Consider the following 15,943-nt stretch of genomic DNA (forward strand, 5'->3'; position numbering starts at 1 on the left):
CTGGGGGTGGCATGCTAAAACTGTTCAGATTTGAAAAGGGTATCATCACAGAGATTTCCGCGGAGGATGGCAAACTCAATCATGCTCTTGGTCAGGCACATTGGGTGGATGCTCAGGAGCCTGAGAAACCAGAGCGGGAAGGATTGCAAAATCTGATGAGACTGGATTTACCCATCTCTGATGAGATGGAAGAAATTGAAGCATCGGCCCGCTATTTCGTGGATCAGGCCGGTATACATGTACATTCAATGTTTCTGACCCAGAGTGAAGGCCGCCACACCACCAGCTCTGTGGCCTGTATTCTGCAACCAAACCGGCTGATCACCATTCGTGATACAGAGCTGGCCGATTTTCGTCTGCTGCGTATGCGCGCTCGCCGGGGCCAGGTCGAGAGCCACTCCCCCGCTGAATTGCTGGTAACACTGCTGGAGCAAAAGGTGGAAAACCTGGCAGATAATCTGGAGGATATCCATCGCAATCTGGAAAATACCAGCTACCTGGTGCTCGAAGAGGAAAACTCCGATCTCGAAGAAGCAATAGCACAATTAGCCAAATCCGAAGACAGTAACGGAAAAATACGCCTTTGCCTGATGGATACTCAGCGAGCCATTTCGTTCCTGCTACGTCATTTACGTGCCTATCCTGAGTTGCAGGAGTCCTGCAGAGAGATCATGCGCGACATTGACACCCTGATGTCTCACACTACGTTTTTATTCGACAAAATTAACTTCTTAATGGATTCCACTCAGGGTTTTATCAATATTGAGCAGAATCAGATCATTAAGATTTTTTCTATTGCCGCCGTTGTTTTCCTGCCCCCGACGTTGGTAGCCAGCATGTACGGCATGAACTTCGTCAATATGCCGGAATTACAGTGGATGTTAGGTTACCCGTGGGCACTGGGCCTGATGCTGGTCTCTGGCATAACACCTTACCTGCTGTTTAAATACAAGGGCTGGCTATAAAAACATTGCGGCAAATCCTGCAGACGGCATAATTGCAATAAGAGAATGAAGCAAAGGTGGTGGCAGATGAAATGGATAAGCCTGGTGTTGATCACACTGCTGTGTCTGCTGCAGTACCGCCTTTGGTTTGGTAAAAACAGCATCCCTGATTATTGGCAGATGAAACAGGAAGCGCAGCAGATGCAGAAGCAAAACGCTAACCTTGCACAGCGCAATAATCTCCTCAAAGCTGATATTGAAGATCTCAAGGTGGGAATGGATGCCATTGAAGAGCGTGCCCGCAATGAGTTGGGCATGATAAAAGAAGGCGAAACCTTCTATCGAATTTTACCTCCTGAGCAACAACCCTAGGAACCTATGCCTCCAAGTAGAAACGTGTTTTACGCAGTGGTTCCCGCCGCCGGAATCGGAAAACGGATGCAGTCCGATATTCCCAAACAGTATTTATCCCTGGCCGGTAAAACCATCCTTGAACATTGCTTGCTCAACCTTATTGCTCATCCTCGTATTCAACACATTATTCTGCCATTACATCCACAGGATCCCTGGTTCGAAAAGCTTGATATCGCTAATGCTCCCTGGCTGACAGTTATCGAAGGCGGTCATGAGCGTGCCGATTCGGTACTCAATGGGCTACAGATAGTGCCGGAAGGCGAATGGGTAATGGTGCATGATGCCGCCCGGCCCTGCCTGCCTCATGCCGACATCGATAAACTGCTGGCACTGACTGAGGGACATCAGGGAGGCATTCTCGCCAGCCCCGTGCGTGACACAATGAAACGTGCCGATGAACAGGGCCTGATCGTGCGCACCGAGTCCCGGGAGCAACTGTGGCATGCCCTGACGCCACAGTTCTTTTCCTGTAAGCAATTAAAGGCGGCGCTGAGTGGCGCTCTGGCACAAAACATTCACATTACCGATGAAGCATCTGCCATAGAATGGAGCGGAGGCAAAGTCAGACTGATTAAGGGTGACCCTTGTAATATTAAGATCACGCATCCTGAGGATCTGGCACTGGCAGAGTTTTATTTACACCGGATATTGAAACGTCAGGGGAACAAGATATGAACATTCGTATAGGACATGGGTTCGATGTGCATCGCTTTGGCGGCAGCGGCCCCGTTATCATCGGTGGCGTCGCCATTGATTATGTACAGGGGTTGTTAGCCCACTCAGATGGCGATGTGGCCCTGCATGCCATTTGTGATGCATTGCTTGGTGCTCTGGCTCTGGGTGATATCGGTAAGCATTTCCCTGACACTGAAGCAGAGTATGCTGATGCAGACAGCCGGGTGCTATTGCGCCATGTTTTTTCATTGGTTAAGCAAAAAGGCTACAAACTGGGCAATCTGGATATGACATTGATTGCAGAATCCCCGAAGATGTCTCCTCATATTGATGCCATGCGCGAAAATATCGCCGCAGATCTCGACGCCCATATCGAACAGGTCAATGCAAAGGCCACTACCACCGAAAAGCTGGGCTTTACCGGACGCAAAGAAGGCATTGGCTGCCATGCTGTCATATTACTGGAAAAGGCGGATTAATTGATTCTTGAAACCCAACAATGGGCTTACCTTTACACTAAGCCACAAGCCAAAGGGTTGATTAAACAACAACCTGAAGATTTTATCGTCAGAGAAACGCTGGGATTCGAGCCTTGCGGGGAAGGTGAACACATTTTTGTATGGCTGCGAAAATGCGGATTGAATACGGCCTATGTAGCCGAGCAATTAGCGAGATTTGCCGGAGTCCATCCCAGAGCCGTGACATTCTCAGGACGTAAAGATAAATATGCGGTCACAGAGCAATGGTTCGGTGTGCACCTGCCCGGTAAACGCGAGCCACAGTGGGATGATTTTGCCCTGCCCGGCGCCACCATCATTGAAAGTAAAAGACATAACAAGAAACTGCGCACCGGCATCCATAAGGGTAATCAGTTTGAACTGGTGCTGCGAGATCTGACCAACACCGACACGCTGGAGCAAAGACTGACAAAAGTCGGCCAGGGTGTACCTAATTATTTTGGTCCTCAGCGATTTGGAACCAATAACGGTAATCTTCATCTGGGATTGCGAATGTTGCAGGGCGAAACCATTCGCAATCGTCAGAAACGTTCCATGGCCATCTCAGCGCTGCGTGCCTGGTTGTTTAACCAAACCCTAAGTGAACGCATTCGGCTCGGCTGCTTTGATAAGATTCTGGCCGGGGATATCATGGTGTTGTCGGGCTCCAACAGCTATTTCTGTGCCGGGAGCGCAGATAAAGAACTGCTTCACAGGCTTGCCAGCCGTGATATCTTATTGTCTGCACCACTTTGGGGGCAGGGCCTGCCGGACAGCCAGGCAGAAGCCCTTACATTTGAACAACAAATCGCCACAGAATACGAATTAGTCAGCAAGGGGCTTGAAGATTTAGGGCTTAAGCAGGACAGGCGACCGATCCGTCTGAGCCCTCAGAATCTGGACTGGCAACTGACAGAAGATACTCTGAAACTGACATTCAGCTTACCACCAGGGGGATTTGCCACTGCGGTGGTGAGAGAGTTGTTAATAGCAGAGGAACAAATAAAAGGGGCAGAACATGCGAATTCTACTGAGCAATGATGATGGGGTACATGCAGAAGGCCTTGCGAGTCTGTATCTCGCTCTGTCAGAACAACATAATGTGACGGTTATTGCCCCTGATCGCAATTGCAGTGGCTCCAGTAATGCGTTGTCCCTGCAACAGCCTTTACGGATCCAGAAGATGAAAAGCGGCTTTTATGCCGTCAATGGTACCCCTTCTGATTGCGTTCATCTTGGTATTAATAGTTTTCTTGAAGAGGATCCTGAGTTAGTGGTTTCGGGGATTAACCATGGCGCCAACCTGGGTGATGATGTTATTTATTCCGGTACTGTGGCCGCCGCTACAGAGGGTCGTTATATGGGCCTGCCCGCGATTGCCGTGTCTCTGTGTAATTATCAGGGAGGCCACTTTGACACTGCGGCAAAAGTGGTTTGTGAACTGATCCAGCGCATGGCACTTCATCCACTGCCGGCTGATCAGATACTCAATGTGAACGTGCCTGATCTGCCCTATGAACAGTTGCAGGGTGTGCAGGTTACCCGTCAGGGCCGCCGACATCGTGCTGAATCTATGGTGAGAGGACAGGATCCCTGGGGCCGGGAAATATTCTGGTATGGTAAAGTGGGCCAGGAGCAGGATGCCGGCCCCGGAACCGATTTTAACGCCATCGCCAACGGCTCATGTTCTGTAACGCCCTTAAGCGTAGATATGACTGCCTATCAGAGCCTGGATGATATGCAAAGCTGGATTGAAAAACCTTAATCAATAACAAGAAAAAGAAGAAATGAGCCATACACAACGTACTTCCTCGCGCAAAGGTGAGACTTTAGCCCGTCTGCTTCATCAGGAAAGCATCAGCAACCCATTGGTTTTGCAGGCAATAGCCTCAACCCCAAGAGAATTATTCCTGCCCGATGCCCTTAAACACAAGGCTTATCAGAATACTGCTTTGCCTATTGGCCAGGGACAAACTATCTCACAACCTTATATCGTCGCCAGAATGACAGAATTGTTGCTGGATGCACCGAATCAGGCAAACTCTATCCTCGAAATTGGTACAGGATCAGGGTATCAGACGGCCATTCTGGCCCAGTTATTTGGCAAAGTGTTCAGCGTAGAACGTATCAAAGCTTTGCAGTATCAGGCCAAAAGGCGTTTACAGTCGCTGGACCTGCATAATATCGCCATGAAACATGGTGACGGCTGGCAGGGCTGGGCCAGTAAAGGGCCTTTTGACGCTATCATCGTCACCGCCGCAGCCAGCTATGTACCCCAAATGCTGCTGGAACAGCTCGCTGATGGTGGCAGACTGGTTATCCCCGTGGGTGACAATACCCAACAACTTTATATCATCACCCGCCATGGTGGTGATTTTGAACAGCAGCAGGTCGAGGCCGTGCGTTTTGTACCTCTGGTGCCGGGGAATATCCTGTGAAAATTTTCGGATACTGCTACGACAAAGCCATGCTGTGGGCCAGACACCGTCATGCGCCTGCCTACCTTAGCGGCATGACATTCGCCGAGTCCGTTTTTTTTCCAATTCCGCCCGATGTGATGCTGGCTCCTATGGCACTGGCCAGGCCTGAAAAAGCCTGGTTTTATGCATTGATCACTACCCTGGCTTCGGTAGCCGGCGGTATTGTTGGCTATCTGCTTGGTTGGCTGGCTTACGATTCCTTACTGCAACCTTTAATCGAGCAAATGGGTTATGCAGATAAAGTGGAACATGCTGTGGAATGGTTTGAGCTTTATGGCGTCTGGGTGGTCTTTCTTGCCGGCTTTTCCCCGATACCCTACAAAGTATTTACCCTCAGCGCCGGATTTTTACAAATGGCGTTTTTGCCTTTTGTTGTCGCATCCACTGTAGGCAGAGCTATGCGGTTTTATCTGGTGGCAGCCCTTATGCGCTGGGGTGGCGCGCCAATGGAGGCTAAATTACGTCAATACGTAGAGGCTATTGGCTGGGCGACGGTGATACTGGCTGTAATGCTGTATCTGTTTTTGAGGTAGCCATGCACAGCAGGGCTGTCGGATTATTGCTAATACTGATGCTGTTGAGCGCCTGCGGCTCACGCACAGCACCGGCGCCTGTGATGGAACTCAGCCAGCCGAAATCTTTCCGGCAGTTTGACAACAATAAAGTCTATACCGTACAGCGCGGCGATACCCTGTTTTCCATTGCCTGGTACTCCGGAAATGATTACCGGGATCTGGCCCGCTTCAACAACCTCAGCGCCCCTTACAGAATCTATCCAGGACAGCAATTACATCTCACACAAATCGATAAAAAATCGCCTGAACCGATAGGACAACCAACTGGTCAGACCTCAAAAATAAATGCAAATCAGACAGTTGACCGTCCGAAAAAGCAGGCGTATGGTGAATCTGAGAGTGCTCAAAAGAACAGCAATCAGACATTCCGTGCACAGGTAAGTCGATGGTTGTGGCCAGCAGCAGGAAAGCTGGTAGGACGCTTTTCCCTGGGAGAACTTGGGAACAAGGGAATAGATATTGCCAATGTACGTGGTACGCCGGTTTTGGCGTCAGCAGCAGGTAAAGTTGTCTACACTGGCGGTGCACTGAGAGGATTTGGCAATCTGGTCATTATTAAACACACAGATGCCTACCTCACGGCTTATGCCCACAATCAGGATATTCTGGTTAACGAACAGGACTGGATTGAGGCTGGCCAGAAAATAGCAACAATGGGAGACAGTGGCTCATCGCAGGTTATGCTTCACTTTGAAGTACGCTATAAAGGCAAATCTGTTGATCCACTGCGGTTTCTCCCCGACAGATAATAACAATAAACAATAATAAAAAATGAAAGGAGAGCAATAAACCAACCTACAACTTGCTGGAGATGATGTCATGGGTCAAAAAAAACTGAAAGATGTCGACCTGACTGAAGAAATTGAAGACGTTATTGAATCTGAAATGGAGAAAGCCGATAAAGATGCCGATCCTATGGAAGAGATTCTCGCTAATCACGAAGACACCCCCAGAAACCTCGATGCTACCCAACTTTACCTCGGAGAAATCGGTTTTTCTCCATTACTTAGTGCCGAAGAAGAAGTTTACTTTGCCCGCCGGGCTCTGAAAGGCGACGAAGCCTCCAGAAAACGAATGATAGTCAGCAACCTGCGTTTAGTCGTTAAAATTGCTCGTCGCTATAATAACCGGGGTCTGGCCCTGCTGGATCTGATAGAAGAAGGTAATCTTGGCCTGATTAGAGCAGTAGAAAAGTTTGACCCGGAACGGGGCTTTCGTTTCTCTACCTATGCAACCTGGTGGATCCGACAAACTATTGAACGGGCGATTATGAATCAGACCCGCACCATACGTTTGCCCATCCATGTGGTAAAAGAACTGAATGTTTACCTGCGTGCAGCCAGAGAACTGGCACAAAAACTGGACCATGAGCCTACAGCAGAAGAAATTGCCGACGCACTGGAACGGCCAGTGGAAGACATTACCAAGATGCTGCGCCTGAACGAACGTATCAGCTCTGTTGATACTCCAATCGGCAGTGACAACGACAAAGCACTGCTGGATATTATTGCCGATGAGAAAGGCCACGGGCCTGAAGCAGAGCTGCAGGATAAGGACATGAAAAGCAGTATCATTCACTGGCTGCATGAACTCAATCCTAAGCAACGGGAAGTGTTGGCCAGACGCTTTGGTCTGATGGGTTATGAGCCTTCAACGCTGGAAGATGTGGGTGCAGAAATTGGTCTCACCAGAGAGCGGGTGCGGCAGATCCAGGTGGAAGCATTGCGACGCCTGCGTGATATGCTCGGCCACCAGGGATTAAATCTGGAGTCCGTATTCAGTAAAGAATTTTAGGTGACCGTAAGTTTATATTACATCTTCAACCAATATCAGCACCTTACCTATCCCCTGTTCTTTGAACAGGGTCAGGGTAAGCTGATAGGGGTCTGGTTGGAATAGCTGATAATCAAGTGTTTTTCTGTCCGGTAGAAAGTTATGCACTTTAGCCGGCTCACCAAATAACGTCACAATCTCCTGCTCTGACATCCCCGTGCGTACCGGCATATCTAAGCTGCTAAGGATCATTTCTGCTTTTTGCGGCGGCAGATTAAGCAAATCCAGACTAATCAGACGGGTATCATCAGGCACTGATTTTGAACGCAGAAATTCTGTGGCCCCAAACGCTTCCCCTAACCATTCACGCCCCATAAACAACCAACTGTCAAACTCCTCCACCGATTCCGGAGCCAGAAACTGACGCAACCTGAGGCTGGCAAAATGGCGATGGGCTATCACAAAGCATCCTTATGTCGATAAGCCACTGATACACATTTGTATATCAGTGATTCTGTAAGCCTATTGCACAACGACTAAAAAACCAACGTTTTATGCCCTGAGTATAAAATTTGCCATCTCACACTGTCGGAAAAATTTACAAAACTGTTTACATTTTGTTCCATCTTTAACTTATATTATTGTTTTTATTGTATTTTTTATTATGGCACAGTTTAAGCATTCTCAAGGCCACATACAACCTCATAGAATTCAGGGAATAATCTTTATGAAACTAAGAAATACATTGAAAATCGCGGCTTTCGCCATGGCGAGCATGTTGGCAGCCGCACCGGCCTCAGCCATCCTTCTTACCGGCTGGACCGGAGTCGGTAACTCAGGAACCTTAGGCGCCGATGGCGATGTGACCTTGTCACCATTCGGTGATAGCCAGTACGGCTATGTGACCACCGCTGGTGGCGTTAATGGTGTGGGTTTGCCAGGAGTAGGTGGCACAGGTAGCGCCACAGATGGCTCAGTAATTACCTCACCAATCTTTGCTGCGGAAGCAGGCGATGCTCTGGAGTTTTACTTTAACTATGTAACCTCAGACGGTGCCGGTTTTGCTGACTATGCCTGGGCACGACTGCTGGATGCCGATTCTAATGAAATCGCCCTGCTGTTTACCGCCAGAACCCGTGATGACGGAGGCGACACCGTACCCGGCTTTGGTATGCCTGCTCCTGTGGCCAGCCTGACCCCCGGCAGTACCCCCATCATAACTGATGATGAAGGTGGTCCGGACTGGTCCGCTCTGGGAAGCGACTCCGGTAGTTGTTGGTCTACAGGTTGTGGTTATACGGGTTGGATCCAGGCTGCTTATAATATTGGTGCTGCCGGTAACTATCGTCTGGAAATGGGCGTTGTAAACTGGACTGACAGCGACTACGACAGCGGCATGGCTTTTGACGGTGCCACCATTGGCGGTCAGGTGATTGGTGAACCCACAGAAGTTCCCGCCCCTGCTCCGCTGGCTCTGCTGGGACTCGGCCTGATCAGCCTGTGGCTGTCACGCCGTAACGCCCGCTAAAGCAACCTTATATTCTCCAATTAAAAAAGCGCTCAGGAAGAGCGCTTTTTTATGTCCAGTGCCGGAGTTGTAAGGAACATTCTCCGGCGATGTCGAACATATTACTGCCCTCCTGCTTTGCCCGACTGCTTAACCTTCTGCCATACCGCTTCCATCTGCTCCAGACTGGCCTGTTCCAGTGGTGTTTTAGAATCATCGAAATGCTGCTCCACGGCACGGAAGCGGCCCTCAAATTTATTATTGGCAGCTCGCAGCAGGGTTTCGGGGTCTTTTTTCAGTTTTCTGGCCAGATTGACGGTGGCAAACAGCAGATCACCGATTTCCTCTTCCAGCGCCTGCTGATTGATAGTTGGTTGATTCAGCTCCTCCTGTACTTCCAGTATTTCTTCCTGAATTTTGGCGAAAACACCCTGAGTATCGGGCCAGTCAAAACCCACATTGGCGCAGCGTTTCTGGATCTTGGCGGCGCGGGTCAGAGCCGGTAACGCCTGGGGAATATTATCCAGCACACTGCTTTTACCTGTGGATTTCTCCGCTCTTTCTTTGGCCTTTTCAGATTCCCAGTTGGCTTTGACTTCCTGCTCAGTAAAGGTTTTCTCACCAAATACATGGGGATGACGACGGATCAACTTTTCCGCCATCGTGCCGGCAATATCTTCAAAATCAAACAGCGCCTGTTCCTTACCCAGCTTTGCATAGAACACCACCTGAAATAACAGATCGCCAAGTTCTTCGCGAATCTCCTCGGGACTGCCTGTTTCAATAGCATCGGCGACTTCATAGGCTTCCTCCAGAGTAAAAGGCACGATAGTTTTAAAGCTCTGCTTTAAATCCCATGGACAACCACCATCGGGGTCACGAAGTTTATCCATCACCCATAACAGTTTATCGAGATTGGGGTAGTTCTGATCATTAATAATTGTCATAAATTTGCACCACAGAGTCACAGAGGACACAGAGAATCTTAATTGCTATCCGTTCAGCATCCGGCATATCCCATGCCTTAGCTGCGTCACATTAAAATTTAGTAAAAGCCCGTATCTTAGTTTCCTCAGCTTAAGATAGGTCAACAGCTGGGCTTTATGAATTGGCAGAATCGACTCAACTGCTTTTAGCTCCACAATAACACTGCTTTCAACCAGCAGATCCAGTCGGTATTCAGCATTCAAACTCCGTCCTTTATAGATTATTGGCAATTCAATCTGTCGTTGACATTCCAATCCCAACAAACTCAGTTCGTGGCAAAGGCAAACTTCGTAAGCCGATTCCATTAATCCCGGACCAAGTTCCCGATGAACATTTATTGCCGCGTGTATCACCTGCCCTGTTAGGTAATCATTATCCATATCCTCTGTGACCTCCGTGACTCTGTGGTGAATACTTAGTACTCCGTGCGACGCACTTCGGTAACACCATTAACCTGTTTTAAGCGGCTGACCACTTTTGAAAGACTGTTCAGATCCCGCACTTCCAGTTTAAGACCAATGCGGGCGGTATGATCTTTGTTATTGCTGAGGCTGTTGACACCGAGCAAGCCGACTTTGTCATTGGCCAGTACAGTAGTGATATCCCGCAAAATACCATCTCTGTCGGCACAACGTACTTCCAGTTCGGACTCGAAGGCACCGTTTCGCTCACTGGCCCAGTGAACCTCTATGGCCCGCTCCGGATGCGTTTCCATCAGGTGAAGTAATTGCTCACAATCTTCACGGTGTACACTGACACCACGGCCCTGGGTAATAAAACCCTGAATGGCATCACCTGGCAACGGCTGACAGCATTTCGCCAACTGGCTCATCAGGTTTCCCACGCCTTCCACTACCACAGCATCTTTGGCGGCTTTGGCACTCTTACTGCGCTTTTTAATTCGTGGATCCAGGTCTGGTGCGGGTGCATGTAGCTGTTGCAGGTAATGCACCACCTGATACAAACGCACATCGCCGCCGCCAATAGCGGCATAGAGGTCATCCAGACTGGTGAGATTAAATTTCTCACAGGCCTGTGCCGCCTCTTTAATGGGAATATGGCTGCGTTGCAGTTCTTTCTCCAGCGTTTCCTTACCGGCCTGCAGGTTTTTATCTCTGTCCTGTTTCTTGAACCACGTATGGATCTTGGCCCGGGCGCGGCTGGAATGCACATAACCCAGTTGCGGATTCATCCAGTCCCGGCTGGGATTAAGCCGTTTCCCGGTTAAAACCTCAACCTGATCGCCGGTCTGTAACTGGTAAGTAAAAGGCACAATACGGCCAAACACTTTGGCACCAATACAACGGTGGCCCACATTACTGTGAATGTAGTAAGCAAAATCCAGCGGTGTTGAGCCCAGCGGAAGATCCACCACATCCCCTTTAGGGGTAAAGACGTAGACCCTGTCATCAAACACCTGGCTGCGCAGTTCTTCCACCAGATCACCAGATTCAGCCATTTCTTCCTGCCACAACAGGATCTTGCGCAGCCAGTTAATCTTGTCTTCATAGCCACTGCGCCCACCCGGGCTACCTTCTTTGTATTTCCAGTGTGCTGCCACACCCAATTCCGCGTCCTGATGCATCTGCTGTGTACGGATCTGTATCTCCACCGCCTTGCCTTGTGGACCAACCACTACAGTATGAATAGACTGATAACCATTGGGTTTGGGGGTGGCGATATAGTCATCAAATTCCCGGGGAATGTGCTTCCAGTTGGCATGCACGATCCCCAGGGCGCCGTAACAGTCCTGCAGCCGGTCAGCGATAATGCGCACAGCGCGGATATCAAAAAGCTCTTCGAAGCCCAGGTGTTTTTTCTGCATCTTTTTCCAGATACTGTAGATATGTTTTGGGCGGCCGTATACCTGAGCGCGGATCTGCTGCTCATTCAATTGTCCCTGCAGGTTTGCGACAAAGTCCTCAATATAGTGTTCACGATCCTCGCGCTTCTCATCCAGAAGCCCGGCTATCTGGCGATAGGTTTTAGGATGTAAATAGCGAAAGGAAAGATCTTCCAGTTCCCACTTCAGTTGACCAATGCCAAGACGGTTGGCTAATGGAGCATAAATTCCGGCGCATTCTTTGGCCACCAGCACTCTGGTCTCTTCGTCAGTATCTTTGACCTCTCTTAAGGTACAAATCCGCTCAGCCAGTTTAATCACTACAGCTCTGACATCCTCAACCATGGCCAGCAACATGCGCCGAAGGTTATCAATCTGCACCTCATCGGTGCGTGCCTGTTTATTGTTGTGCAGAGCCCGGATGGCATCCATTCGCCGAACCCCCTGCACCAGCAACCAGATAGAAGGCCCGAAAACATCGGTAATTTTCTCTTCGTCCCAGCATTGTTGTTCGAGAATCGGCAGTAACAGAGCGGTCTGTAAGGTTTCATCATCCATATGCAACTCATGGAGGATCTCAACCATTTCCCGCCCGGCTAAGGAAACATCAAATTTATTTGCCAGCTCACCCAGTTTACCCGCTGTAGCAACGGGTAACTGCATGGAACGCAGCCACTCGGGAAAGGGCGTTGCTACCTGTTTATGTACCTTTCGAATGGAAACCATGTCATCTCAATATATCGTTGCCAGTTAACTTGCATCCGAACACGGACAAGTGTGAACAGAATCGTCGCTGAACTACTTCCGGGTGAACAGTGCCATCAATTCAGTATGGGCAGTGTTGGGAAACATATCCATCAGCCCTATTTTATTCACCCTCCATCCATTCTCAACCAATTGCTCCATATCTCTGGCAAAGGTGGCGGGATTACAGGAAACATACAAGATTTGCGCCGGATTCAACTTATTCAGCCATGGTATGACCGCAGCGGCGCCTGCGCGGGCCGGATCCAATAACACTTTGTCTACCTGTCCAAGCTGACGGAACAGTTGTGCCAGACTACCTTCATCGCCAAGATCAGTTTGCAGAAACGCTGCCTGCAAACCGTTTCTCGACGCATTAGTTTCTGCCTGCGACACCATCGCCTGAATGCCTTCAACACCTGTAATCTGTGCACCCTTTTGTGCCATGGGTAAGGCGAAGTTACCCACGCCACAAAACAGGTCCAGCACCTTGTCATCAGCGCGGATGTCCATCCAACTGATGGCCTGTAGCACCATGGCACGGTTAATCTCCTTATTAACCTGAATAAAATCTGTGGGGCTGAATTCGAGACTGAGTTCACTGACAGGCTGATAAAGAGCATTACTATGGTCACCGGCCAGCTGCTCAAAGGTCATCTTTTGTGTTTGTAACAACAAGGTGCATTGATGGCGTTGCGCGAATGCCTGCAATGCCTGTTTGTCATGCTCTGGCAGAGGTTTGGTAAGGCGCAGACATATTTGTAACTGGTTGTCTGCATCCAGCATGCTGACATGACCGATATGCCTGACGGACTGAAGCCCTTTGACCAGCGCCCGTATCTCAGGCAGAGCGTGCTGCAATGGCGGGGTCAGCACCTTACACTCCGTGATATCCACCACCTTTTCTGAGCCTCGGGCACGAAACCCCAAAGACATAGAGGATTTGCCCTTACCGGTGCGAGCATCTAATGCCAGTCTCACCTTACGCCGGTACCCCTGATAACCTCCGACCAGAGGTGGTTGCCAATTCAGTGATTCAACACCGGCAATTTTCCGAAGCAGCTGATTAACGGCCTGTTGTTTGTAATTCAGCATTGGCTTTTGACCAATATGCTGATGTTGACAGCCACCACATTCATTAAAGTGAGGACAAAAAGGTTCAATACGTTCAGGACTGGGCCTGAGCACTTCTTCCACTTCCGCCAGCCAGACCCGCTTTTTTTTCTCCCGTACTCTGGCCTTTACCTCTTCGCCGGGCAACGCACCTTCTACGAAAACGACGGGCTGATGGCTGCGGCATACACCGATACCGCTGTGATCAAGAGTATCAATGCGCAAGCTGACCGGTTTGGCAGGAGCGGCTTTTTTGCGCGCAGACTTATATAACTGAACCATCTGCCAGCTTCCTTATTTTTCCAATACCACCGTTGCCACAGCGTAATGCTTTTCATCAGCAATACTGATATGGCTGCCTGTTATTGATCGCTCTTCTGTCAGTTGGCGTAAATAGCCAGACAAATACAGATAGGGCTGACCACTGTCGTAGTGACGTATTTCCATCTGCTTAAAACTCACACCATGACCGATACCTGTACCGAATGCTTTGACTGTAGCCTCTTTGGCGGCAAAGCGCTTGGCCAGAAAACGATTCGGGAATGGGTGGGCTGACCATTCAGCCAACTCTGTGTCGGTCAGCACCCGCTGTGCCAGTCGCGAGGATTTTTGCAACTGACGCTCAATACGGGCTATTTCAACGATATCCGTGCCAATTCCGATAATAGCCATTGTTAATTCACCACAGAGGCACGGAGGACACAGAGGTTAAAAAAGCTAAAGTTGTTAGGACTAGAAGCGCTTCCATCCTCAGGTTTTATCACTCTGTATGCAGTGGAGTTCAGAATTTTCACAATAGTGAGCAAAAAAATTAGGCCATTTGCACGGCCACTTGCCAGCGTTAAGAGTCTTTTTCTCTGTGCCCTCTGTGCCCTCTGTGGCTCTGTGGTGAACATCATCACAGCCTGGCCTCCAGCATCAGGCGTTTCATATCCTGCACGGCTTTGGCCAGCCCATCAAAGGCGGCCCGGCCGATAATCGCATGGCCGATGTTCAGTTCGATAATTTCCGCTAAAGCGGCAATCGGCTTTACGTTGTGATAGTTCAGACCGTGGCCGGCATTCACTTTTAGTCCAAGTTGGTGGGCATAGCTAACACCTTTAGCGATTCGGGCCAGTTCCTGTTCCCGGACTGCATCCGTTTGAGCATCAGCATAAGCCCCGGTATGAATTTCCACATACGCTGCACCGGTTGCTGCACTGGCTTCAATTTGCCGGTGTTCTGCATCGATAAACAACGATACTTCAACTCCGGCCGCCATAAGTCTTTCGCAGGCGGGTTTAATTTTGTTGATACCACCAGCCACATCCAAGCCGCCCTCGGTGGTCAGCTCTTCACGCTTTTCCGGCACCAGACAGCAAAACTGCGGTTTGATGCGCTCAGCTATGGCGAGCATTTCATCGGTTACCGCCATCTCCAGGTTCATTCTGGTTTGCAGTGTCTGGCTCAACAGTTCCACATCACGGTCTTTAATATGACGGCGATCTTCCCGCAGATGCACCGTGATCCCATCGGCACCCGCCCGCTCTGCTATCTCAGCCCCATGCACGGGGTCCGGGTAAGCCGTACCCCTGGCATTACGTAACGTAGCGATATGATCAATATTGACACCTAGCAAAATATCTTTCACCGACTGGACTCCTGAACTGGTTGTAAAAATAATTCCCGACTCTTAAGAGGTTTATTACCCAGCAATGGCCTGAGGGCCTGACGGGTCAAACGTTTTGCTGCTTTTAAAGACTCGCTGTGCCACTCTGCCCGGGAAATATCCAGCAAAACATTTCCGCTATAGCTTTTTCCAGGCACATAGCTACCACGCTGTTCCATCACTCCCTGTTGTGGCGAAAACTGATACAGAGCGTCAGGCTCAACAGGCTCACCATATTCACCGGTATGAGTCAGTTCAACCCCATAACCCAACTGCTGCAGTATCAGTAGTTCAAATTCACGCAGTATGGGCTCAATAGCATCCTTTGCCGCAAGCCCCTGCAAACTCATTGCATAGGCCCGGTAGAGAATATCAGATGGGATATCTGCTGGTAACAGGCGTAACAGCAACTCATTCAGATACATGGCCGAATAAAGATAGTTTGCATCCAGCTTAAAGGACGCCCCCATTGCTTCTACGTGGCGTAAATTCTTCAGTTCATGGCGCCCTGTAACGCCTATTTGTAACGGCAGAAAGGGTTGCAAAAGGCTACTTTTAGCCTGCTTATTATTCCTCACTCCTTTTGCGACAACCCGCTGCCTGCCATGCTCCTGAGTAAATATATCCACCAGAAAACTGGTTTCCCGGTATGCGCGGCGATGTAATACATATGCAGAGAGAAAATCTGAGTTCAAGGGGTCAGCATCGGCAATCAATCATATTAATGATCATATCAGTTAATC

General features: G+C 49.5%; 19 protein-coding genes. 11 read left to right on the forward strand and 8 right to left on the reverse strand.

Annotation, left to right across the window (positions count from 1 at the left end; all coding sequences use genetic code 11):
* Positions 1-11 precede the first annotated feature (11 nt).
* The 10 genes from corA (at position 12) to rpoS (ending at position 7,379) form a co-directional block, all read left to right on the forward strand.
* A complete protein-coding gene (corA, locus tag CDA54_RS03130; RefSeq protein WP_099033540.1) occupies positions 12-965 on the forward strand; it encodes a magnesium/cobalt transporter CorA in 954 nt (317 codons plus the stop codon).
* 66 nt (positions 966-1,031) lie between these two features.
* Positions 1,032-1,316 carry a cell division protein FtsB gene (ftsB, locus tag CDA54_RS03135; protein ID WP_099033541.1) on the forward strand — a complete coding sequence of 95 codons (285 nt, stop codon included), beginning with the start codon at positions 1,032-1,034 and terminating at the stop codon, positions 1,314-1,316.
* A 6-nt stretch (positions 1,317-1,322) separates the two neighbouring features.
* Positions 1,323-2,033 carry a 2-C-methyl-D-erythritol 4-phosphate cytidylyltransferase gene (gene ispD / locus CDA54_RS03140; RefSeq protein WP_099033542.1) on the forward strand — a complete coding sequence of 237 codons (711 nt, stop codon included), beginning with the start codon at positions 1,323-1,325 and terminating at the stop codon, positions 2,031-2,033.
* A complete protein-coding gene (gene ispF / locus CDA54_RS03145) occupies positions 2,030-2,512 on the forward strand; it encodes a 2-C-methyl-D-erythritol 2,4-cyclodiphosphate synthase (protein WP_099033543.1) in 483 nt (160 codons plus the stop codon). The genes ispD and ispF overlap by 4 nt, the downstream gene beginning before the upstream one ends.
* Positions 2,513-3,571: a tRNA pseudouridine(13) synthase TruD gene (truD, locus tag CDA54_RS03150; protein ID WP_229748024.1), complete on the forward strand. Its 1,059-nt coding sequence runs from the start codon at positions 2,513-2,515 to the stop codon at positions 3,569-3,571.
* Positions 3,549-4,295, forward strand: coding sequence for a 5'/3'-nucleotidase SurE (gene surE, locus CDA54_RS03155; protein WP_099033544.1), 747 nt, complete (start codon positions 3,549-3,551; stop codon positions 4,293-4,295). Before truD ends, surE begins: the two co-directional genes overlap by 23 nt.
* A gap of 22 nt (positions 4,296-4,317) precedes the next feature.
* Positions 4,318-4,968, forward strand: a complete 651-nt coding sequence (locus tag CDA54_RS03160; RefSeq protein WP_099033545.1) for a protein-L-isoaspartate(D-aspartate) O-methyltransferase — start codon at positions 4,318-4,320, stop codon at positions 4,966-4,968.
* On the forward strand, positions 4,965-5,543 hold the full coding sequence (locus CDA54_RS03165) for a YqaA family protein (protein WP_099033546.1): 579 nt from the start codon (positions 4,965-4,967) through the stop codon (positions 5,541-5,543). Before CDA54_RS03160 ends, CDA54_RS03165 begins: the two co-directional genes overlap by 4 nt.
* 2 nt (positions 5,544-5,545) lie before the next feature.
* Positions 5,546-6,334, forward strand: coding sequence for a peptidoglycan DD-metalloendopeptidase family protein (locus CDA54_RS03170; RefSeq protein WP_099033547.1), 789 nt, complete (start codon positions 5,546-5,548; stop codon positions 6,332-6,334).
* Between the two features lie 70 nt (positions 6,335-6,404).
* Positions 6,405-7,379, forward strand: a complete 975-nt coding sequence (gene rpoS, locus CDA54_RS03175; protein WP_099033548.1) for an RNA polymerase sigma factor RpoS — start codon at positions 6,405-6,407, stop codon at positions 7,377-7,379.
* A 12-nt stretch (positions 7,380-7,391) separates the two neighbouring features.
* On the opposite strand, the gene CDA54_RS03180 is transcribed toward rpoS, so the two are convergent.
* Entirely contained in the window at positions 7,392-7,820 is a 429-nt protein-coding gene (locus CDA54_RS03180) for a hypothetical protein (protein WP_099033549.1), read from the reverse strand.
* A 265-nt stretch (positions 7,821-8,085) separates the two neighbouring features.
* Between CDA54_RS03180 and CDA54_RS03185 the strand changes: the two genes are divergently transcribed.
* The gene (locus CDA54_RS03185; protein WP_180237100.1) at positions 8,086-8,886 is read left to right on the forward strand and encodes an NF038132 family protein; all 801 of its coding nucleotides are present in this window, start codon (positions 8,086-8,088) and stop codon (positions 8,884-8,886) included.
* A 101-nt stretch (positions 8,887-8,987) separates the two neighbouring features.
* On the opposite strand, the gene mazG is transcribed toward CDA54_RS03185, so the two are convergent.
* From mazG to recO, 7 genes are all read right to left on the reverse strand, one after another.
* Positions 8,988-9,812, reverse strand: a complete 825-nt coding sequence (gene mazG, locus CDA54_RS03190; protein ID WP_099033550.1) for a nucleoside triphosphate pyrophosphohydrolase — start codon at positions 9,810-9,812, stop codon at positions 8,988-8,990.
* A 45-nt stretch (positions 9,813-9,857) separates the two neighbouring features.
* A complete protein-coding gene (locus CDA54_RS03195) occupies positions 9,858-10,232 on the reverse strand; it encodes a GxxExxY protein (RefSeq protein ID WP_099033551.1) in 375 nt (124 codons plus the stop codon).
* A 35-nt stretch (positions 10,233-10,267) separates the two neighbouring features.
* Positions 10,268-12,421, reverse strand: coding sequence for a GTP diphosphokinase (gene relA / locus CDA54_RS03200; protein WP_099033552.1), 2,154 nt, complete (start codon positions 12,419-12,421; stop codon positions 10,268-10,270).
* 72 nt (positions 12,422-12,493) lie between these two features.
* A complete protein-coding gene (gene rlmD, locus CDA54_RS03205; RefSeq protein ID WP_099033553.1) occupies positions 12,494-13,834 on the reverse strand; it encodes a 23S rRNA (uracil(1939)-C(5))-methyltransferase RlmD in 1,341 nt (446 codons plus the stop codon).
* A gap of 12 nt (positions 13,835-13,846) precedes the next feature.
* Complete coding sequence (acpS, locus tag CDA54_RS03210) at positions 13,847-14,224, reverse strand: holo-ACP synthase (RefSeq protein WP_099033554.1); 378 nt, start codon at positions 14,222-14,224, stop codon at positions 13,847-13,849.
* 226 nt (positions 14,225-14,450) lie between these two features.
* Positions 14,451-15,182: a pyridoxine 5'-phosphate synthase gene (gene pdxJ, locus CDA54_RS03220; protein WP_099033556.1), complete on the reverse strand. Its 732-nt coding sequence runs from the start codon at positions 15,180-15,182 to the stop codon at positions 14,451-14,453.
* The gene (recO, locus tag CDA54_RS03225) at positions 15,179-15,895 is read right to left on the reverse strand and encodes a DNA repair protein RecO (protein WP_099033620.1); all 717 of its coding nucleotides are present in this window, start codon (positions 15,893-15,895) and stop codon (positions 15,179-15,181) included. The genes pdxJ and recO overlap by 4 nt, the downstream gene beginning before the upstream one ends.
* Positions 15,896-15,943: the final 48 nt, after the last annotated feature.

Origin of the sequence: Lacimicrobium alkaliphilum (assembly GCF_002591895.1) — a bacterium.
Classification (GTDB): Bacteria; Pseudomonadota; Gammaproteobacteria; order Enterobacterales; family Alteromonadaceae; genus Lacimicrobium; species Lacimicrobium alkaliphilum.

Coding starts and splice junctions, on each gene's coding strand:
- ispD (WP_099033542.1), top strand. CDS start 1,323: ATGCCTCCAAGTAGAAACGTGTTTTACGCAGTGGTTCCCGCCGCCGGA.
- surE (WP_099033544.1), top strand. CDS start 3,549: ATGCGAATTCTACTGAGCAATGATGATGGGGTACATGCAGAAGGCCTT.
- CDA54_RS03160 (WP_099033545.1), top strand. CDS start 4,318: ATGAGCCATACACAACGTACTTCCTCGCGCAAAGGTGAGACTTTAGCC.
- acpS (WP_099033554.1), bottom strand. CDS start 14,224: ATGGCTATTATCGGAATTGGCACGGATATCGTTGAAATAGCCCGTATT.
- ispF (WP_099033543.1), top strand. CDS start 2,030: ATGAACATTCGTATAGGACATGGGTTCGATGTGCATCGCTTTGGCGGC.
- CDA54_RS03195 (WP_099033551.1), bottom strand. CDS start 10,232: ATGGATAATGATTACCTAACAGGGCAGGTGATACACGCGGCAATAAAT.
- relA (WP_099033552.1), bottom strand. CDS start 12,421: ATGGTTTCCATTCGAAAGGTACATAAACAGGTAGCAACGCCCTTTCCC.
- CDA54_RS03185 (WP_180237100.1), top strand. CDS start 8,086: ATGAAACTAAGAAATACATTGAAAATCGCGGCTTTCGCCATGGCGAGC.
- mazG (WP_099033550.1), bottom strand. CDS start 9,812: ATGACAATTATTAATGATCAGAACTACCCCAATCTCGATAAACTGTTA.
- corA (WP_099033540.1), top strand. CDS start 12: ATGCTAAAACTGTTCAGATTTGAAAAGGGTATCATCACAGAGATTTCC.
- rpoS (WP_099033548.1), top strand. CDS start 6,405: ATGGGTCAAAAAAAACTGAAAGATGTCGACCTGACTGAAGAAATTGAA.
- rlmD (WP_099033553.1), bottom strand. CDS start 13,834: ATGGTTCAGTTATATAAGTCTGCGCGCAAAAAAGCCGCTCCTGCCAAA.
- ftsB (WP_099033541.1), top strand. CDS start 1,032: ATGAAATGGATAAGCCTGGTGTTGATCACACTGCTGTGTCTGCTGCAG.
- CDA54_RS03170 (WP_099033547.1), top strand. CDS start 5,546: ATGCACAGCAGGGCTGTCGGATTATTGCTAATACTGATGCTGTTGAGC.